The organism is Mycobacterium sp. IDUB_17, assembly GCF_055419465.1.
This window is the reverse complement of record NZ_JBVAXS010000005.1, coordinates 176,107-193,915: the sequence shown is the minus strand read 5'-3', so window position 1 is coordinate 193,915 and position 17,809 is coordinate 176,107. Positions and strand designations below refer to the sequence as shown.

The 17,809-nt window shown below is 64.8% G+C and carries 17 protein-coding genes; 5 read left to right on the top strand and 12 right to left on the bottom strand.

Annotated features, from left to right (window positions below; all coding sequences use genetic code 11):
• Positions 1-16: 16 nt before the first annotated feature.
• From ACZYZ7_RS21850 to ACZYZ7_RS21800, 11 genes are all read right to left on the bottom strand, one after another.
• Positions 17-1,759: an MCE family protein gene (locus ACZYZ7_RS21850; protein WP_450072307.1), complete on the bottom strand. Its 1,743-nt coding sequence runs from the start codon at positions 1,757-1,759 to the stop codon at positions 17-19.
• Positions 1,760-3,121 carry an MCE family protein gene (locus ACZYZ7_RS21845; RefSeq protein ID WP_135456689.1) on the bottom strand — a complete coding sequence of 454 codons (1,362 nt, stop codon included), beginning with the start codon at positions 3,119-3,121 and terminating at the stop codon, positions 1,760-1,762.
• Complete coding sequence (locus tag ACZYZ7_RS21840; RefSeq protein WP_135456691.1) at positions 3,118-4,581, bottom strand: MCE family protein; 1,464 nt, start codon at positions 4,579-4,581, stop codon at positions 3,118-3,120. The genes ACZYZ7_RS21845 and ACZYZ7_RS21840 overlap by 4 nt, the downstream gene beginning before the upstream one ends.
• The gene (locus ACZYZ7_RS21835; protein WP_450072306.1) at positions 4,581-5,663 is read right to left on the bottom strand and encodes an MCE family protein; all 1,083 of its coding nucleotides are present in this window, start codon (positions 5,661-5,663) and stop codon (positions 4,581-4,583) included. Before ACZYZ7_RS21835 ends, ACZYZ7_RS21840 begins: the two co-directional genes overlap by 1 nt.
• Positions 5,663-6,688 (bottom strand): MCE family protein, encoded by a 1,026-nt coding sequence (locus tag ACZYZ7_RS21830; RefSeq protein ID WP_463741802.1) that lies wholly within the window; start codon positions 6,686-6,688, stop codon positions 5,663-5,665. The genes ACZYZ7_RS21835 and ACZYZ7_RS21830 overlap by 1 nt, the downstream gene beginning before the upstream one ends.
• On the bottom strand, positions 6,685-7,962 hold the full coding sequence (locus tag ACZYZ7_RS21825) for an MCE family protein (RefSeq protein ID WP_450072304.1): 1,278 nt from the start codon (positions 7,960-7,962) through the stop codon (positions 6,685-6,687). Before ACZYZ7_RS21825 ends, ACZYZ7_RS21830 begins: the two co-directional genes overlap by 4 nt.
• A gap of 9 nt (positions 7,963-7,971) precedes the next feature.
• Positions 7,972-8,829 carry an MlaE family ABC transporter permease gene (locus ACZYZ7_RS21820; protein ID WP_036448723.1) on the bottom strand — a complete coding sequence of 286 codons (858 nt, stop codon included), beginning with the start codon at positions 8,827-8,829 and terminating at the stop codon, positions 7,972-7,974.
• Positions 8,830-8,842: 13 nt separating this feature from the next.
• Positions 8,843-9,637, bottom strand: coding sequence for an MlaE family ABC transporter permease (locus tag ACZYZ7_RS21815; protein WP_075921044.1), 795 nt, complete (start codon positions 9,635-9,637; stop codon positions 8,843-8,845).
• Positions 9,638-9,760: 123 nt separating this feature from the next.
• Positions 9,761-9,994: a hypothetical protein gene (locus ACZYZ7_RS21810; RefSeq protein WP_135456699.1), complete on the bottom strand. Its 234-nt coding sequence runs from the start codon at positions 9,992-9,994 to the stop codon at positions 9,761-9,763.
• Positions 9,995-10,198: 204 nt separating this feature from the next.
• Complete coding sequence (locus ACZYZ7_RS21805; protein WP_463741801.1) at positions 10,199-11,407, bottom strand: CaiB/BaiF CoA transferase family protein; 1,209 nt, start codon at positions 11,405-11,407, stop codon at positions 10,199-10,201.
• On the bottom strand, positions 11,404-12,882 hold the full coding sequence (locus ACZYZ7_RS21800; protein ID WP_463741800.1) for an aldehyde dehydrogenase family protein: 1,479 nt from the start codon (positions 12,880-12,882) through the stop codon (positions 11,404-11,406). The genes ACZYZ7_RS21805 and ACZYZ7_RS21800 overlap by 4 nt, the downstream gene beginning before the upstream one ends.
• 263 nt (positions 12,883-13,145) lie before the next feature.
• On the opposite strand from ACZYZ7_RS21800, the gene ACZYZ7_RS21795 reads away from it, so the two are divergent.
• The 5 genes from ACZYZ7_RS21795 to ACZYZ7_RS21775 all read left to right on the top strand — a co-directional run bounded on the left by ACZYZ7_RS21795 (position 13,146) and on the right by ACZYZ7_RS21775 (position 16,887).
• A complete protein-coding gene (locus tag ACZYZ7_RS21795) occupies positions 13,146-13,847 on the top strand; it encodes an SDR family NAD(P)-dependent oxidoreductase (protein ID WP_135456705.1) in 702 nt (233 codons plus the stop codon).
• A 44-nt stretch (positions 13,848-13,891) separates the two neighbouring features.
• A complete protein-coding gene (locus ACZYZ7_RS21790; RefSeq protein WP_286175086.1) occupies positions 13,892-14,767 on the top strand; it encodes a mycofactocin-coupled SDR family oxidoreductase in 876 nt (291 codons plus the stop codon).
• Positions 14,768-14,801: 34 nt separating this feature from the next.
• Positions 14,802-14,996, top strand: coding sequence for a ferredoxin (locus ACZYZ7_RS21785; protein ID WP_135456709.1), 195 nt, complete (start codon positions 14,802-14,804; stop codon positions 14,994-14,996).
• A gap of 31 nt (positions 14,997-15,027) precedes the next feature.
• A complete protein-coding gene (locus tag ACZYZ7_RS21780; RefSeq protein ID WP_450072300.1) occupies positions 15,028-16,422 on the top strand; it encodes a cytochrome P450 in 1,395 nt (464 codons plus the stop codon).
• A gap of 126 nt (positions 16,423-16,548) precedes the next feature.
• Complete coding sequence (locus ACZYZ7_RS21775; protein WP_135456712.1) at positions 16,549-16,887, top strand: hemophore-related protein; 339 nt, start codon at positions 16,549-16,551, stop codon at positions 16,885-16,887.
• Between the two features lie 95 nt (positions 16,888-16,982).
• Here ACZYZ7_RS21775 and ACZYZ7_RS21770 read toward each other — a convergent pair whose 3' ends face one another.
• Positions 16,983-17,762 carry a spirocyclase AveC family protein gene (locus ACZYZ7_RS21770; RefSeq protein ID WP_463741799.1) on the bottom strand — a complete coding sequence of 260 codons (780 nt, stop codon included), beginning with the start codon at positions 17,760-17,762 and terminating at the stop codon, positions 16,983-16,985.
• Between the last annotated feature and the right edge of the window lie 47 nt (positions 17,763-17,809).

Sequence of the window (17,809 nt, the reverse complement as noted above, 5' to 3'; positions counted from 1 at the left end):
TCTTTCCGTGCTCGCACTATGTCGGCATCAGGTCCTGCCACGACTTGGGCTGGGACACCAGATCCGTCTGCTTGTACAGGTTGCCGTCGCTACCCATGTACTCCCCCGTGCGCGGGTTGTACTTGGCGATCGCCACCGACGGCCCATGGCCGCCCCCGCCGTTGAACGCACTCGGCGCCACACTGGATTGCGTGGGCATCGGAAGCTCGGGCGCATCCGGGAAAACCCCTTGTCCGTGCGGGACGGGCGGAATCTCGGTGGCTTGCGGCTGGTCCACCGCAGGCACGGGCACCGCGTTGGGATCGCCTGGGGGTGGCGGTGGCACGCCAGGGACCGGTGGCTCGAGGTACATCGGTTGCCCCGGCAGCAGCGGACCCGGTCCGGTTCCGGCGAAGTTCGGTGCCGGCTGCGGTTCGGGCGCTGCACCCGGTGGCGGAGCGGTCACCCCCGGCGGCAGCGGGGTGCCGCCGAGCGGTCCGAAGATCTTCTCGTCCGGCAGTACCCGGGTATCCGGGGGCACGCCCTGGGCGATCAGGCTCGGGTCGATCGGGTACGGGCCGAGCGCGTGTTGGCGCTGGGCGATCGGCTGGAATCCCTTGGGATCGTTACACAATTCGACCGTGGGAGCCCGCTTACCCGGATGCCCCATGCACGGGTAGTTTCGCGCACCGCGGACACCGATCGGGGAATCCTGCGGCAACTTGCAGTAGATGTTGTCCGGAGTATCGATGACGGAGGTGTCGGCCGGGGAGCGCCATGCCGACGGCGGCAGGAATCCCACCGTGCAGGTCGGTGGATCACCGAGACCCAGCGAGAAGTCGGCCATCGGCAGACCGCTCGTGTTGTTGGTCGGCGCGTACGTCTGCAGCTGAGCGACGTACGGCGGCAACAACACCAACAGCTGCTCGATCGACGGATTGTAGGTGACCGCGATCTGGCCGAACGTGGTCAGGTTCGCCAGCAGGATCGGCAAGGTCGGCTTGATCTGCTCGAGCAGTTTCGTGGTCTCCTGGGCGAAACCCGGACCGTTGCGCAGCAGCGACCGCACCTCGGGATCATTGTCGGCAACCTGACCGGTGATACCCGCCAGGCTGGCCGCCCAGGTTCTGATCGAATCGGTGGTCTGCGCTTGCGCGTCGAGGAACGGCTTGGCGTCATCGATCAATCCACGCGTCTGGTCCGAGACCGCATTGGAGTCCCTGGTGATGGTCGAAGCCGAGTCGAGTAGCGAACCGAAGTCATAGCCGGTGCCGTTGAACGCGTTGTAGGACTCGTCCAGCAGCTGGCTCAGCTTGTCCTTCGGAATGGTGTCCACGAGTGCGCTGAGCTGATCCAGCATCGGACCGACCTGCTGCGGAATCTTGGTGTTCGACACCGCGATCACTGAGCCGTTGTCGAGGTAGGGCCCGGAGGAGGTTCGCGGCAACAACTCGACGTACTGCTCCCCGACCGCCGACATGCTCCGGACCTCGGCTGCCAGATCGGCAGGCACCTTCGGAGAGCGGTCCAGGGACAGCGTCGCTTCGGCGCCCTTCTCGGTCAGCTCCACCGAAGTGACCTTGCCGATCTGGGACCCGCGATACGTGACATTGCTGAACTGGTACAGACCTCCGGTCGCCGGCAGTTCCATCTTCACCGTGATACGTCCGATGCCGAGCAGCGTCGGCAACTGCATGTAGGCGAACAGCATGACCGCCACGCCGACGACCGAGGCAACGGTGAACAGAATCAACTGAGTCCGGATGAAGCGGGTGAGCATTTATCCGCCACCCCCTGTCGGTGGAGTAGGTGCGGGCAGTTGATCGTTGGGGGCCGAACCACCTTGAGGCGCATACGGTCCCGCGAAAATCGACGTCGACCCGGCGGCCGGGGCCACCGGTTGAGGCATACCCCCGGGCATGGTCAGCGGCGCCGGTGGCACCACCGGCAATACCGGACCTGAATAAGTGGGAGCCGGGAGACCCGGTGCGGGTGGTGCTTCCGGAGCCGGCGGGAACGCATCCGGCGGCGGTGGGGCGACCCCGGTCTTGAGCGGGTCATAGGTGTAGTTCAGATAACCCGGATCCCCAGGTACCGGAACGTTTTGGGCGTCTCCCTGCTCCCAACGGGTTCCCATCATCAGGCTGCGCTTGAGGTGCGGGATGGTGAGATCGAAGTACGCGAACAGGTTGTAGTAGTCACCTCGGATCACCCGGTCCATGAAGCTCTGGGTGAAGGGGAAGTGCGGGGCATATTCGAGCACCGAAGTCAGGTCCGGCCCGATGTTGGCCAGCGCCTTCAGCGCGGGCTCCAAGTTCTTCAGGTTCCTGACCAGATCAGCCTGCGAATCGTTGACGAACTGGTTGGCGGTAGCGCTGAAGGTACCCAGCTTCTGCAGTGCGGTCGTGAATCTCGGCCGTTCCTTGATCAGCACGTCGAGAGCCGGCGGAATCTTCTCCAGCGCACGGGTGATGACATCGCGTTGCCCGGCGAATGTCGAGGCCAGGCGGTTCAAGCCCTCGATGGACGCAACGATGTTGTCGCGCTGGGCATCCAGTGCTCCGACGAACGTATCCAGCCGGGTCAGCAGGTCACGGAAATCAGTTTCCCGGCCGTTGATCGCGGCACTGAAATTGTGGATGATGTCGCCCATTTGCCCCAGTCCTCCGCCATTCACCACCGCGGCCAGTGAAGACAGGGTCTGCTCCGTCGTCGGATACGTCGACGAGTTGTTGAGCTGAATCGTCGCTCCCGGAGGGAGTTTTCCGTTGGGAGCCTGACCCGCGGGCGGGTTGATCGCCAGATGCATCGAGCCCAGAAGGCTGGTCTGCCCAACACTGGCCACCACGTTGGCCGGCACCACAACACCGGGCTTCACCGAGAACTCGACGTCCGCGTGCCAGTCCTTCACCGACAGGCTGCGCACACTACCGACGACGACATCATTCATCATCACCGGTGAATTCGGTTCCAGTGTAGCCACATTCGCGATCTCGACGTGATAGACGCTGGAGTCCGCGCCCCGGCCCACCGCCCCGGGCAGGGGAAGTGAGTTGACGCCCTGGAATGCGCACCCACTGGTGGTCAGCGCAACGCAGGATCCGACGGCGATCGCCAGTCGCACCGGCTTTCCCCTGATCATGCTGGTGGCGTCCCTTCTGCTGGTGACGGTGCCGCGGGCGCCGGGGCTTCGGCGGCCAGAGGACCGGGCGGCGGCCCTGGCGGCGGACCCGGTTGCCCGCCGGTCGGATTGAGCATGTCCGACACCGTGTTCGGCATGTTGGGCGGGTAGTACTCGCCACCCGGCAACAGCTGCTGGGCCCCTGGCGGCGGCACTCCGGGTTCCCGTCCGGTGAACGGCGGAGGCGGCTCGGGACCAGGGTTGTAGGCCGAGATTGACGGCGGAATCTCGGGCGCCATGGGCGATCCACCACTGCCGCCGGGTTCCAGACTCGGTTCGGAGTACTCGAGCTGCTCGGGGCTGGCCGACGGCATCAGATACGGCGAGATCGGGAACGGCAGGTAATTGAAGTTGAGCAGCCGCAACGCCGGCCCGAGATACTGCGAGCAGAGTTTCGCGGTCTCCGGTGCGGTGGTGTTCTCGACGGCACCGATAGCGCCGCAGATGAACTCGACCGGATTGGAGAAGTTGTTCATCACGAACTGCCCGACCGCGCTGCCCGAGTCCGGGTTGTAGATGTTGTAGCCGTTCATGAACGCGTTGGGCGCGACGTGAAGCAGATTCTCGATGTTCATCTTGTTGTCGACCAGGTTCTGGGTGACATTGGCCAGCCGCTGCACCTGCTCGGAGGTCTGATCGCGAGATCCCGCGACGAACCGCTGCACGTCGACCACCGCCACCGACAGGTTCGTCAGCGCGGCATCCAGGTCCGACCGGCTGCCGTCGACCACGCTGGTCAGGGTGGCCAACCGGTTCTGGAACGACACCACCTGCTGGTTGCTGTCCCGCAAAGCGGTGACGAACGTCTGCAGGTTCTTGATGATGTCGACGATGTTGCCGCTGCCCTCGGCCAGGACCCGGGCAACGCCGGACAGCTGGGAAATCGTCTGGCGCAGTTTGTCACCGTTGCCGGCCATCGCGTCTGCCGTGCTGTTGATGAACCGGGAAACCGACGTCCCGTTGACACCGCTCTGCGGTCCGAGGTCGGTGGACAGCCGCATCAGCTGTTCCTTGACCTGATCCCACTCCACCGGAACGGCGGTGCGGTCCAAGCCGATTACCGCGTTGTCGGGCAGCGTGGGACCACTGGACCGGTAGGCGGGTGCGAGCTGCACATAGCGCGCGGCAACCAGGTTCTGGGCCACGATCACCGCTTTCGCGTCCGCGGGGATCGGCACGTCGTGGTCGACCTTGAGGGTCACCCGGGTTTGGGTGCCCTCGGGTTTGATGGAGTCGATGGTGCCGACCTTGACACCGGAGACCCGGACATCGTCACCTGGGTAGACGCCGGTGGCCGAGGTGAACAGTGCCGAGATGGTCTTCGGCCCGAAGACGGTCTGACGCAGCAGGACTGCCGCGCCGACCACGAGCAGCGCCACCAACGCCACGGCAAGCCACTTACCGAAACGACTGCGGTTCATCAGCGTGAACCTCCGGGAATTCCGTTGTAGGGCAGCGGCAATTCGGCCCGCGGGCCGGCATTGTCCGGTGGCTGACCGGCGTTCGTCCCGCGCCGGAACCCGAACGCGTAGTCGAAGAACGGCTGTAGCAACTGTGCGGGCTGCAGGTTCGGGACATAGGCGTTGTAGTACGCGCCGTTCGCCAGGGTCTCGGCCTGGGACAGCTGGAACTTGTTCAAGTTCGGCAACGCCTTGCTGATGTTGTCGCGGTTGCGTTCCAGCATCGCCGTCACCGAGTTGAGCCGCTTGAGCGTCGGCGCCAACTGCGCCTCGTTGTCGGCGACGAGTCCACTGAGCTGCTGCGAGACCGCCGCGGTGTTCGCCAGCAGATCGACGATGGCCTGACGCCGGTCGTTGAGCACGCCGAGCAGATCATTCGCGTTGAGGATCAACGTGTTCAGCTGATCGCTGCGCTGTGACAGCACCACGGTCACATCGCTGGCGCTCTTGAGCAGGCTGGCCAAGCTCTCGTTACGCCCGTTGATCGATTTCGACAGCCGGCTCAGTCCGTCGAATGTCGGCCCGAGCTTCGGTGCGACCTGATCGATGGTCGCCGAAAGCGTGTCCAGGGACTGGTTCAGCGACGCCGTGTCGGTCCCCGCCGAATTGGTGGTCAGGTCACCGACCACGTCGGTCAGTGAGTACGGCGACGACGTGCGCGAGGTAGGGATCACGTCAGTGGTGCGCAGCGTGCCGGCGCCATCGGACTCCAACGTCAGCACCCGTTCACCCAGCAGTGAACCGGTGCGGATGTGCGCGGTGGTCAGCGACCCCAACGGGTACTTGCCCTCGGTGGTGAAGGTGACCAACGCGTCGCCGTTCTGCAGCGACACATCGGTGACCGAACCGATCTTGATTCCGGACAAGGTCACGTCGTTGCCGGTGGCGATCCCGCCGGCCTCGGTGAACAGTGCCTGATGACGCACCGAGGAGGCCCACTGCTGCAGCCGTTCGGGCTGTAGCCCGACGGCGATGATGAGCATCATCAGCACGACGCCGATGAAACCTGCCTTGATCAGGTTTGATTCGCGGTACTTAAGCATCAGGGCTCCGCGCACCTCCCGCCTTCTTGTTTGATCATCGGGAAGGACGCGGTCCGGCCCTGCAGATCGGTGACACGGATACCAAGTCCGCAGATGTAATACATGATCCAGCTGCCATAGGAGCCCAGCCGAGCGAGCTTGCGGAAGTTGTCGGGGGCCTTCTGCAAACCACGGTCCAAGACGATCTGGTGGTCATCGAGCAGCGGGGCGAGCCGGTTGAGCTGATCGACCGTGCCCTTGAGCGGCGGCCGCGCCTCAGTGAGAAGGCTTGCCAGCGAGGCGGTCCCGTTGTCCAGCTGGGTGACCGCCGTACCGAGCGGGTCACGGTCCTGCGACAGGCCGCTGATCAACTGCTCGAGACGGTCGACCGTTCCGTCGAACTTCTTACCGTCCTTGGCCAGGGTTCCGACCACCGAGTTCAGGTTGTCGATCAACTGCTGGATGACCTGATCGTTGTTGGCCAGCGTATTCGAGAACGACGAGGTCTTGCTCAGCAGTGAATCCAGAGTGTCGCCCTGCCCCTGGAAGATCTGAATCAGCGAGGACGTCAACGCATTGACGTCCTGGGGGTTGAGCCCCTGGATCACCGGGCGCAGGCCGCCGAGCAACAGATCGAGGTCGAGCGCGCTTGCGGTGCGGTCCTTGGGAATCTGTGATCCGGCGGGCAGCAGTTTCGTCGATCCGGGGCTGTCGATCAGCTCCAGGTAACGGTCCCCGACCAGGTTCAGATAGCGAACCGCGACCTTGGTACTGGTGGTCAGCGCAATACTGCGGTCGGTGTCGAAGTCAACCTTCACCGACTTGTCCGGTTGCAGCGAAACACTTTTCACCGTTCCCACCCGGACCCCGGCAACCCGCACCGAGTCTCCGGCCTTAAGGCGTGACGCGTCACCGAAGACCGCCGAGTAACCCGAGTAGGTACCACCGCGGTACTCCGAGAACGTCATGAACAGGAAGGCCGTGAGGACGGCCATCACCACCGCGAAGGACGCGAACTTGATGAATGTCGTTCTGCCCCGTTTCATCCCGGTTGTCCGATCTGTGCGGTGTTACGTGGCGGGCCGTCCAGCGGACCGAACAGGATCTGCTTGAGTCCGTCGGAGTTCAACAGGATGCCCTGGTTGCCGTACTTGAACGGGTTGGCGTTGGTGTCGGTGACGAGGTACTTGGCCTTGTTACCAAATCCGATGTACGGCAAGCCCATGCAGTGCGGGCCGCCCTTGGCTGCCACCTTGGGCAGGTTCTGCGGGTAGCGGTAGCGCTCGATGCCCAACGTGAAGGCCACGTTGACGACGACGCCTGGGTCCGGCTGCGGCGGCTGGTGGTAGAGGTACAGCATGCCCTTGAGGCCACACTCGATTCCGGGCGCGTACTCGTTGAGCAGATCGGTGGTGGGCGCCAACAGGTTCAGTGTGGTGCTGAGCGCCTGCCGGTTGCCACCGATGACGTCGTTTCCGGCGTCGGCCAGGCCGATGGAGCTGACCAGGAAGTTGTCGAGATTCTTCTGCTCGTCCACGATGCTGTCGCTGAGCCGGTTGGTGTTGTCGATGGTCTTGAGCAGGTCCGGCGCCGCGTCACCGTAGGCCTTCGACACGGCGGCCATGCTCTCGATGTCGCCCGTGAGATTGGGCAGGCTGGGCTCGATCTTCTTCAGCACCGCATCGAAGTCTGACAACGACTGCCCCATCGCCTCGCCACGCCCGGCGAACGCCGAGGACAGCGCGCCGAGCGTCTCGTTGAGCTTGGCCGGGTCGATCTTGTTGAGGACATTGGTGAGTTGTTGGAAGACCGTGTTGATCTCGACGGTGACATGGTCGCCCTGCAGGGTCTGGCCGGGACGCAGCTTCTCGGCGGACGGGTTCGGCGGCGCGACGAGTTGGACGTACTTCGCGCCGAACACGGTGGTCGAGGCGATGTCAGCCTGAACATTGCCGGGGATCAGGCGCAGCTGCGAGGGATTCATCGCCAGGTGCAGCACGGCCTTGCCGTCGGCGCGGTGTTCGATCGAGCTGACGGTGCCGACCTGCACGCCACGCATCTTCACCTTGGCGTCTGGGTTCATCACCAGGCCGGCACGGTCGGAGATCAGGGTGAGCGGCTCGGTCTTGGTGAAGCTGCCGCGGAACAGCGCGACCGCCAGGCCGAAGATCAGGCCTATCGCGACCACGGTCGCCAGACCGGCCAGTGGCCGCGCGGAGCTCCGCGCGCCGAAGCTGCGTCCGGGGCGGGCTGCCACCGGCGCGGCGCTACTTGTCGTTTCGGACCGGTGGGCTGGACCCGGACCTACGTTGCGTGTCAAGTCTTCTCCCTAACCCGACAGGTTGAAGTTGCCGTTGGAGCCGTAGACGGACAGTGACACCAGCAGGGTCACCGAGACCACGACGATGAGCGATGTGCGTACGGCGTTGCCGACCGCCACCCCGACTCCGGACGGGCCGCCGGAGGCGAAGTAGCCGAAGTAGGTGTGGATCAGCAGGATGGTGATGGCCATCAGGACGGCCTGCAGGAACGACCACAGCAGGTCGATCGGATTGAGGAACGTCGTGAAGTAGTGGTCATACAAACCGCCGGACTGGCCCAGCAGAACCACGGTGGTGAACTGGGAGGCCAGAAACGACAGGATCACGGCGATCGCGTACAGCGGGGTGATGGCGATCATCCCGGCCACGATCCGGGTCGACACCAGGTATTCGACCGGCCGGATCGCCATCGCTTCCAGCGCGTCGATCTCCTCATTGATCCGCATCGCCCCGAGCTGGGCGGTCACGCCGGCGCCGAAGGTCGCGGCCAGGCCGATACCCGCCACCACCGGCGCGGCGATACGCACGTTGATGAACGCCGCCAAGAATCCGGTCAGGGCCTCGATGCCGATGTTCCCCAGCGACGAATAGCCCTGGATGGCGAGCACACCACCGGTGGCCAGGGTCAAAAACCCCACGATCACCACGGTGCCGCCGATCATGGCCAAGGTGCCCGCGCCCATCGAGATCTCGGCGATCAGCCGGACCAGTTCCTTGCGGTAATGCATGGCCGCGTGCGGAGTGCCGGCCAGTGCCTTGAGGTAGAACAGCGTGTGATCGCCGATCCGGCTCAGCGTCGAGACCGGTTTGTTGAACTGCCGGGTCACCCGCGGATACGTCGACCGCAGGATCGTCATGGTTCCCATTGCGTCCCCTGCCTCAGTGCGCCGTCATGCGGATACCGATGGCGGTGACCACCACGTTGATCACGAACAGCGCCATGAACGCGTAGACCACGGTCTCGTTCACCGCGTTGCCCACCGCCTTGGCGCCGCCGCCGCTGATCGTCAGCCCGCGGTAGCAGGCCACCAGCCCGGCGATCAACCCGAACAGCGCGGCCTTGACACACGAGATGATCACCTCGGGCACCCCGGTCAACAGCGTGATGCCGGCCGCGAACGCACCGGGGTTCACGTCCTGGATGAACACCGAGAACACGTAGCCGCCCAGGATGCCGATGATCACCACCAGACTGTTCAGCAGCAACGCCACCAAACCCGACGCCAGCATTCGCGGAGTCACCAGGCGCTGGATCGGGTTGATGCCCAGCACCTCCATCGCGTCGATCTCCTCACGGATCGTGCGCGAACCCAGATCCGCACACATCGCCGTCGCCCCGGCTCCGGCCACGATCAGCACCGTCACCATCGGCCCCAGCTGGGTCACCGCACCGAACGCCGCACCCGCCCCCGACAGATCAGCCGCACCCAGCTCGCGAAGGAGGATGTTGAGGGTGAAGCTCACCAGAACGGTGAACGGGATCGCCACCAACAACGTCGGCGCCATCGACACCCGCGCCACGAACCAGCACTGCTCCAGAAACTCCCGGCCTTGAAACGGCCGCTTGAAGATGAACCGGAAGGCGTCCAAGGACATCGCGAACAACGCACCGACAGCCTGCATCGGACCCGAGAGATTACGTAGCGATACGCCCGTCGACCATTTATCCGCCATGCGTACTCCTGTCCCGGCTGATGGCTGCGGACACCGCAGTCGGTGCGCCGATGTTAGGTGCTGCACCGCGCCGGTGCCCGATTAGCTCTACTACGTACGGTGCGGCCTGCGGCCCCAGCGGGGTCATGCCGCAACCTCAGACCCGGCGCATGCCAACCGGCCGGTCGGGAGCCTGGCCTCAACCGAATCCGCCTGAGGAACAAGGCCTTTCATGCGCGGATCCATGCACGAGCCGTCCGGCTCGACATTGGCCGGCAAATGCGCGGTGCGCTCGTACATTTGACGCACCTCCTGGTTCCCGCGGATCTTGTTGACTTCACCGGACCTACCGGTGAAGCCGGACAGATCCGTCCCCACGACCGCTCCCCGAGTGCCTGATGCTATCGGACCCGTTATCTGCCGCGAGGGCAAATAACGTAGAACTTGCTCCGGTAGTTGACAATTGGGGCGGTGGTCGACGAGCGGTTGCACAACACGGCCGTCGTTGTCGTGGGCCGCAATGGCGGCCGCCCACGACAGACGGATTGCGATGGTGGCGATCAAGGGCATTCCGACAGCGGCCTAGGTAACGGCGCCGGCGGTCTTGAGTTCGATGATGCGATCCCAGTCCAGACCGAGTTCGCCCAGGATGTCATCGGTCTGTTCGGCGAATCCCGGCGCCGGCCCGGTGCTCGGCGCCGTGACGTCGAATTGCACTGGGTTGGCCACCAACTCGAGCTCGCCCGCCCGCACGAGGTACTCGTTGGCCCGGATCTGGGCGTCCTTGGCGGCCTGCAAGGTGTCCTGCACGGGAGCCCACGGACCGGCCAGCGTGGCGAATCGCTCGCTCCACTCTGGCAAAGCCCGCTTCTTCATCGCCTCGGTGAGGATCTCGACCGCGTCGGGCGTGTTCTCCGCGAACGATTCAGCAGTGGCGAACCTCGGGTCGTCGATGTAGCCCTCCAGGTCCATGTGCCGGCAGACGTCGGCCCAGAACTTGGTCGGCTGCATCATCACGAACGAGATGTAACGGTCGTCCGCTGTGCCGTACAGCCCGACGAGCGGGTTGATGGGAGACCCGTGTACGCCCGGTGGCGGCGTCACCATCAGTTGGTTCAAGTGCTGGGTGAGCGCCACGGTGTGGCCCATCGACCACAGTCCGCTGCCCAGGAGCGATACGTCCACTACTGACGGCTCACCGGTGCGCTCCCGCTTGAACAACGCTGCGGCGATGCCGCCGGCCAGGTTGGTGCCCGAGATGGTGTCACCGTAGGCAGGCCCGGGTGGCGCGATCATGCCCGCCATCCCGGCCGGCGTGATCGTGGCGGCGGTGCCGGCCCGGCACCAGAACGCGGTCATGTCGTAGCCGCCCTTGACCGCCTCCTCGCCGCGAGGGCCGAGAGCGCTACCTCGGGCGTAGATGATCTTCGGGTTGACCGCACGGATGTCGTCGACGTCGATGCCGAACTTCTGCCGGTGCCCGGGCAGGAAGCTGGTGAGGAACACATCGGCCCTCTTCGCCAGCTCGAGCAGAATCTCGCGCCCTTCCGGCACCGACATGTCCAGCCCGATGCTGCGCTTGCCGCGGTTGGCGTGCTCGATGTTCGGGTTGGGGTCGCCCTCGACGCGCAGCGGCCCGGTCTGACGCAGACCGCGCTGCGGGTCGCCGGTGACGGCGTGCTCGACCTTGATGACGTCGGCACCCCACTCCCCCAGCACAGCGCCGGCCGAGGGGACGAAGCCGTACATCGCGACCTCGAGAACCCGGACTCCCTGCAGGGGCCCGCTCATGACAGCACCCGGGCGAACGTCTTGGCTTCCATGAACTCCTCGAGGCCGGCGGTCCCCATCTCCCGGCCGATGCCCGACTGCTTGTACCCGCCGAACGGGCTGTCGGGACTGAAGTAGTTGCCGCCGTTGATGGAGAAGGTGCCGGTGCGGATCCGCCGGGCCACGCCGAGCGCGCGGTCCTCGCTGCCGAACACGGCTCCGGACAGCCCGTAGATCGAGTTGTTGGCGATGCGCACCGCGTCGTCGTCATCTTCGTAGGCGATGACGGCCAGCACCGGCCCGAACACCTCCTCCTGGGCGATCTCGCTGTCCGGGTCGACATCGGCCAGCAGCGTGGGCGTGTAGAAGAAGCCGGGATTTACCTTCTCGCCGCCGGTGACCAGGGTGGCGCCGGCCTCGACGGCCCGCTTGACCATGCCGTCGACCTTGTCGCGCTGCTTCTCGCTGATCAACGGACCCATGTAGGTCTTGGGGTCGGCCGGATCTCCGTACCGCACCAGGCCGAAGTTGTTCTTGATGAGCTCGACGATCTCGTCCTTGTGCTTGGCCGGCACCAGCAGCCGCGAGGTCAGCGCGCAACCCTGACCGGCGTGGGTGACCATGCTGAACGCCGAGAACAGTGCGGCGGTGTTGAAGTCGGCATCGTCGAGGACGATCGCGGCGGACTTGCCGCCGAGTTCGAGGAACACCTTCTTCAAGGTCTCGCTGGCCGCGGCCATGATGCGCCGGCCGGTGGGCGTGGAACCCGTGAAGGTGACCATGTCGACGTCGGGGCTCGTGGTGAGCACGGCGCCCACCTCGGGGTCCGCGCCTGACAGGACGTTGACGACGCCGGCCGGGATGTCGGTGTGGTTGGCGATCAGCTCGCCGAGCGCCAGCGTGATCAGCGGGGTGTCCGGGGCCGACTTGAGCACCACGGTGCAGCCCGCGGCCAGCGCGGGTGCCAGCTTGGCCAGGGCCAGCTGGTTCGGGTAGTTGTAGGCGATGATCGCGGCGACGACACCGCCCGCTTCCTTCTCCACCCACCGGTGGTGCTGCATGCCGCGGCTCTCGATGTTTCCGAGATCTTCGGTCAGCGGGTAGGTCTTGAGCAGCTCGCCGTAGTACCGCACGATGTCGATCGGCTGGTCGAGCTGCGCACCGGCGCACAGCGCCGCAGTGGCGCCCACCTCGGTGGTGGTCAGTGCGGCCAGCTCGTCACGATGGTCGGTCAGGGCCTGGTGTAGTTGTTCCAGACAACGGATCCGCAGTTCGGTGTTGGTGGACCAGTCGGTGTTGTCGAATGCCTGCCGGGCAGCGGCGACCGCAGCCTCGGCATCGGCGACCGTGGCGTCGGGCGCGTAGCCGAACACCTCGCCGGTAGCTGGATTGACCGAAGGAAACGTCCGCGGCGTCTCGCGCAGCTCTCCGCCGATCAACAACTTCCGGTCAGCCCGCTGTTCTTGCGCGACGGTCGGCGCTTCCTGCTGCATCATCCTCCTCAGGCGATTCCCTACTGTGATGGAAACTGCATTCTCATCACCGGCGAATCATACATTCGCTCGATGAGAACTCAAGTGAAAGCTAGATCAGCTAGTCATGCCCTATTCGCTGCCGATCCGCCATCCGCGCAGGCGGCGCGCGGGTTCCGCTCAGATCTTGCGGTGCACACTGCTCCGAGAGTACGGTTCTCATAATCGGAAGGATGATTCTTGACCCCTGAGAAAGCCCGGCTTCGCCCGGCGGCCGGAGAACTGTCATGAAGAATGCCGTTGTCACCGGAGGAGGTTCGGGCATCGGGGCGGCCATCGTCGCCCGGTTGCGCGCCGACGGCCTCAACGTCGCGATACTCGACCTACAGCCATCGGACGACGATTTCGCGCATGTCGCGGACGTGACCGACCGCGCCGCCGTCGACACCGCACTCAATGCGGTTCGCGCCCAACTCGGCCCGATCTCGGTGCTGGTCAACGCCGCCGGCCTGGACTGCTTCAAGCGCTTCAGCGATGTCTCGTTCGAGAAGTGGCAGCAGATCATCGACGTCAACCTGAACGGCGTATTCCACTGCATCCAGGCGGTACTGCCCGACATGCTCGAGGCCGGCTGGGGTCGCATCGTCAACATCTCGTCGTCGAGCACGCATTCGGGCCAGCCCTTCATGTCGCCCTATGTCGCGGCGAAGTCCGCGGTGAACGGCCTGACCAAGAGCTTGGCGCTGGAACTCGGCCCGAACGGCATCACGGTCAATGCCGTGCCGCCGGGATTCATCGACACTCCCATGCTGCGCAAGGCCGAAGGCAAGGGCTTCCTCGGGGACACCGACAAGCAGATCGAGCAGACCCCGGTGCGGCGAATGGGCAAGCCGGAGGACATCGCCGCCGCCTGCGCCTTCTTCGTCTCCGAAGAGGCGAGCTACATCACCGGCCAGATCCTCGGCGTCAACGGCGGCCGCAACACCTGACGCGCATGTCGCGCACCCGAAACATCATCAGCGAAAGGACAATTGTGGGAAACAGCGCAGAAGGCAGGGTTGCCGGGAAAGTCGCATTCATCACCGGCGCGGCACGCGGCCAGGGCCGCAGCCACGCGATCCGGCTCGCCGAAGAGGGCGCCGACATCATCGCGGTCGACATCTGTAAGAACTATGACACCGTCGGCTATGCGATGGCCACGCCAGAGGACCTCGAAGAGACCAAGAACTACGTCGAGAAGACCGGGCGCCGGATCGTCACCGCTCAGGCCGATGTCCGCAACGAAGCCGAGTTGCGGGGTGCGCTGGAAGCGGGGCTCGCGGAGTTCGGCAGGCTCGACATCGTCGTGGCGCAGGCCGGAATCGCCGCGATGAAGGGCGAGCCCGCGATGCAAGCCTGGACCGACGGCATCAACACCAACTTCGTGGGCACGATAAACGCCATCCAGGTCGCGCTGCCGCACCTCACCCAGGGCGCTTCGATCATCGCGACCGCATCGGCCGCCGCTCTGATGGACGCCCACAGCAAGCCCAACCCGGGCGCCGATCCGGGCGGCATGGGCTACATGATCTCCAAGCGGCTCATCTCCGAATACGTACACGCGCTGGCCACCGAACTGGCGGTGCGCGGCATCCGCGCCAACGTCATTCACCCCACCAACTGCAATACCAACATGCTGCAGAGCGAGCCGATGTACCGCTCGTTCCGACCGGATCTGGAGAACCCGACCCGTGCCGACGCCGAGCCCGTGTTCGGTGTGCAGCAGGCCATGAAGGTCAACTTCATCGAGCCCGAGGACATCAGCAACGCGGTGCTGTGGCTGGCGTCCGACGAGTCACGCTTCGTCACCGGCATGCAGCTGCGGGTCGACGCCGGTGGCTACCTCAAGTGGTACGACTACCACGTGTGATTCCGCATCCACAGATTCGAAAGGAATTGGCGTAGTGAAAGTTTCGGTCGATGCCAGTCGCTGCCAGGGCCACACCCTGTGCGCGATGATCGCACCCGACTCGTTCGTCCTCGACGACGTCGACGGCCACTCGTCACCGGTTTCCGATGTGGTGCCCGCTGATCAGGAGGACGCGGTCCGCGAGGCCGCACACTCCTGCCCCGAGCAAGCCATTGTCATCGAAGATTGATGTCGACCCGAATACCAAGGGAGCCAACGCCGTGAGCACCGATGAGCAGCTTGCTCGAAGAGCATCCAGCACTGACGATGTTGCGACTGACGACGACCGCAAGCAGAACAACTATCACTTCGACCGGCACACACCGGAATACCGGTTGCAGTTCGAGAAGATCACCGAGGAGATGCAGTCCCGCTGCCCGATGGCGTGGACCGACGTCTACAACGGGCACTGGGTGGCCGCGGGCAGCAAGGAGGTCTTCGAGCTGGCCCGCTGCCCCGTGGTGTCCAACCACCACGATCTGAGCGGTGAGACCCCGTATCAAGGCATCACCATCCCCAAGGCGCAGCGAGCCACCGTCGTTCGCGGCGGCATCCTGGAGATGGACGAACCGGAGCACAGCCTCTACCGCGGGGCACTGAATCCGTACCTGTCCCCCGCCGCGATCAAACGCTGGAAACCGTTCGTCGACGAGATCGTCCGGGCGGCCCTCGACGAGAAGATCGAAAGCGGTCGTATCGATTTCGTCGATGACCTGGCCAACATCGTGCCGGCCGTGCTGACCCTGGCGATGATGGGCATCAAGCTCGACAAATGGATGATCTACAGCGAGCCGGCCCACCTGTCGGTGTCCACACCGGAACACTCACCCGACGCCGCACGCGTCGCGGAGATGAACCGGCAGATGGGCATCGACATGATCAACACAATGATGGAGGTCCGGGAGAACCCGCGGCCGGGTCTGGTCAACGCCCTGCTGCAGCTGCGGATCGACGGTGAACCCGCTCCGGATCTGGAGATCCTGGGCAATCTCGGGTTGATCATCGGCGGCGGCTTCGACACCACCACGGCCCTCACCGCGCACTCACTGGAATGGCTCTCGCAGAACCCGGCGGAGCGCGAACGCCTCAGCACGGAGCGCGACGCCCTGCTCGACGCTGCCACCGAGGAATTCCTGCGCTTCTACACGCCGGCACCCGGTGACGGACGCACCTTCTCCGGCGACACCGAGTTCGAGGGCACCCAGTTCAAGGAGGGCGAGCGGCTCTGGATCTCCTGGGCAATGGCCAATCGCGATCCGTCGGTCTTCGAGCAGCCCAACGAGCTCATCATGGACCGCAAGGGCAATCGGCACTTCAGCTTCGGCATCGGCGTCCACCGGTGCGTGGGCTCCAACGTGGCACGAACGGTTTTCAAGTCGATGCTCACCGCTGTGCTGGACCGGATGCCGGACTACCGCTGTGACCCCGAGGGCACTGAACACTACGAGACCATCGGTGTCATCCAGGGTATGAAGCACTTACCTGCAACGTTCACCCCGGGCAAGAGACTGGGACCGGGTCTGGACGAGACCCTGGAGAAGCTGCAACGCATCTGCGACGAACAGCTTCCGGCCCGGCCGATCACCGAGCACAAGGACGCCGTCGTCATCGACTAGCGCAACCGGCACCGCATTTCCGAGGACGCCTTGTACGTCTGCCGCCTGTTAACCTCGAATGAGGCCGGGTCCGGCAAACGTGCAAGGCGTCGCCTTTTTGGGCGAACAACATGGGGGTTCCAACAGGTGATCAAGTCTTCTTTCAAGTACATCGCGGCCGCTCTCGGCGGACTGGCGCTGTCCGTTCCGCTGTCAGCGGGGCTGGCGTCCGCCCAACCCGATTTCAGCGGCGTCGTCAACACGACATGTAGCTACGAGCAGGTGATGGCGGCGCTCAACGCTCAGCGTCCCGACCTGGCCCAGCAGTTCAACGCTTCTCCGTTCGCCCAGGGTGCGTTGCGTAACTTCCTGGCCTCGGGACCGGTCGAGCGCCAGCAGACAGTGGCCCAACTGCAGGGCAGCCCGGCGGCCGCGCAGTACTTCGGGCCGATCAACTCGATCGCGGGCAGCTGCAACAACTACTGACCTGGCCCGCTGATCGTTCATGCATTGTCACGCTGGAGTGGCTCCGGATCTCTACCGCCACTCCGGCGTGACGACTGCACGCCGGGACGGGCCGGCTATTTCGGCTGATTCGGCACCCCGGGGAACAACTGCTCGGTCGGTCCCACGGTCACCCACCCACCCAGTTTGGTGACCAGGTGCGGCGCGAAGACCGAGGCGTAGACCGCGTGCCCGACCACGATGACGGCGATCACCGACAGCACCGCTGACTGCAGCCGCGCCGTGGAGACCTTGTCGGCCCACATCTCGATGACGTTGCGGCCCTCGGCATCGGTTCGGCCGAGCAGGTAGGTGAACACCATCATCTGGACACCCATCGCGATGGCGTCGTAGATCGGGTACTGGTGTTTGGTCCCCTCCCAGAGGCCCAGTCCCTCGATCACGTAGCCGTAGTAGAACAGGCCGAGCCGCGCGCCGATGATCGCGTTGAAGAACAAGGCCCAGCAGAACCCGACCGCGAAGCCCACCAGCAACAGCGTCTGCGGCCGACGCCAGTTCCACTTCCCGGCCGCCCAACGCCCCAGCGCCGCACCGATGATGGCCGGCAACACGAAGTACCCCATGTAGCCGACGGGTACCGCCGAGGGAAGCCCGCCCCAGGTCATGTTGAGCGGCCACCACGACGGCATCCGCGGCAGCGCTGGCGGAAACTGCGCGTACATCGCCCAGTCGTAGGGCGCCTCGATCCAAGAGAACGACAGCGCCGAGATACAGAGCAACAGCAACGGATGCAGGCGCCCGCGCCGGTAACTCAGGTAGATCCCGACGGCCAGGAAACCCAGACCGGTGATGTACGCGAATGCCACCCCGGCCTTGATCAGGAAGTCGATGCTCACGGCTCGACCTCCCGATCGGGGTGGCGCCGCGCCTCAGGGTCGAAGTA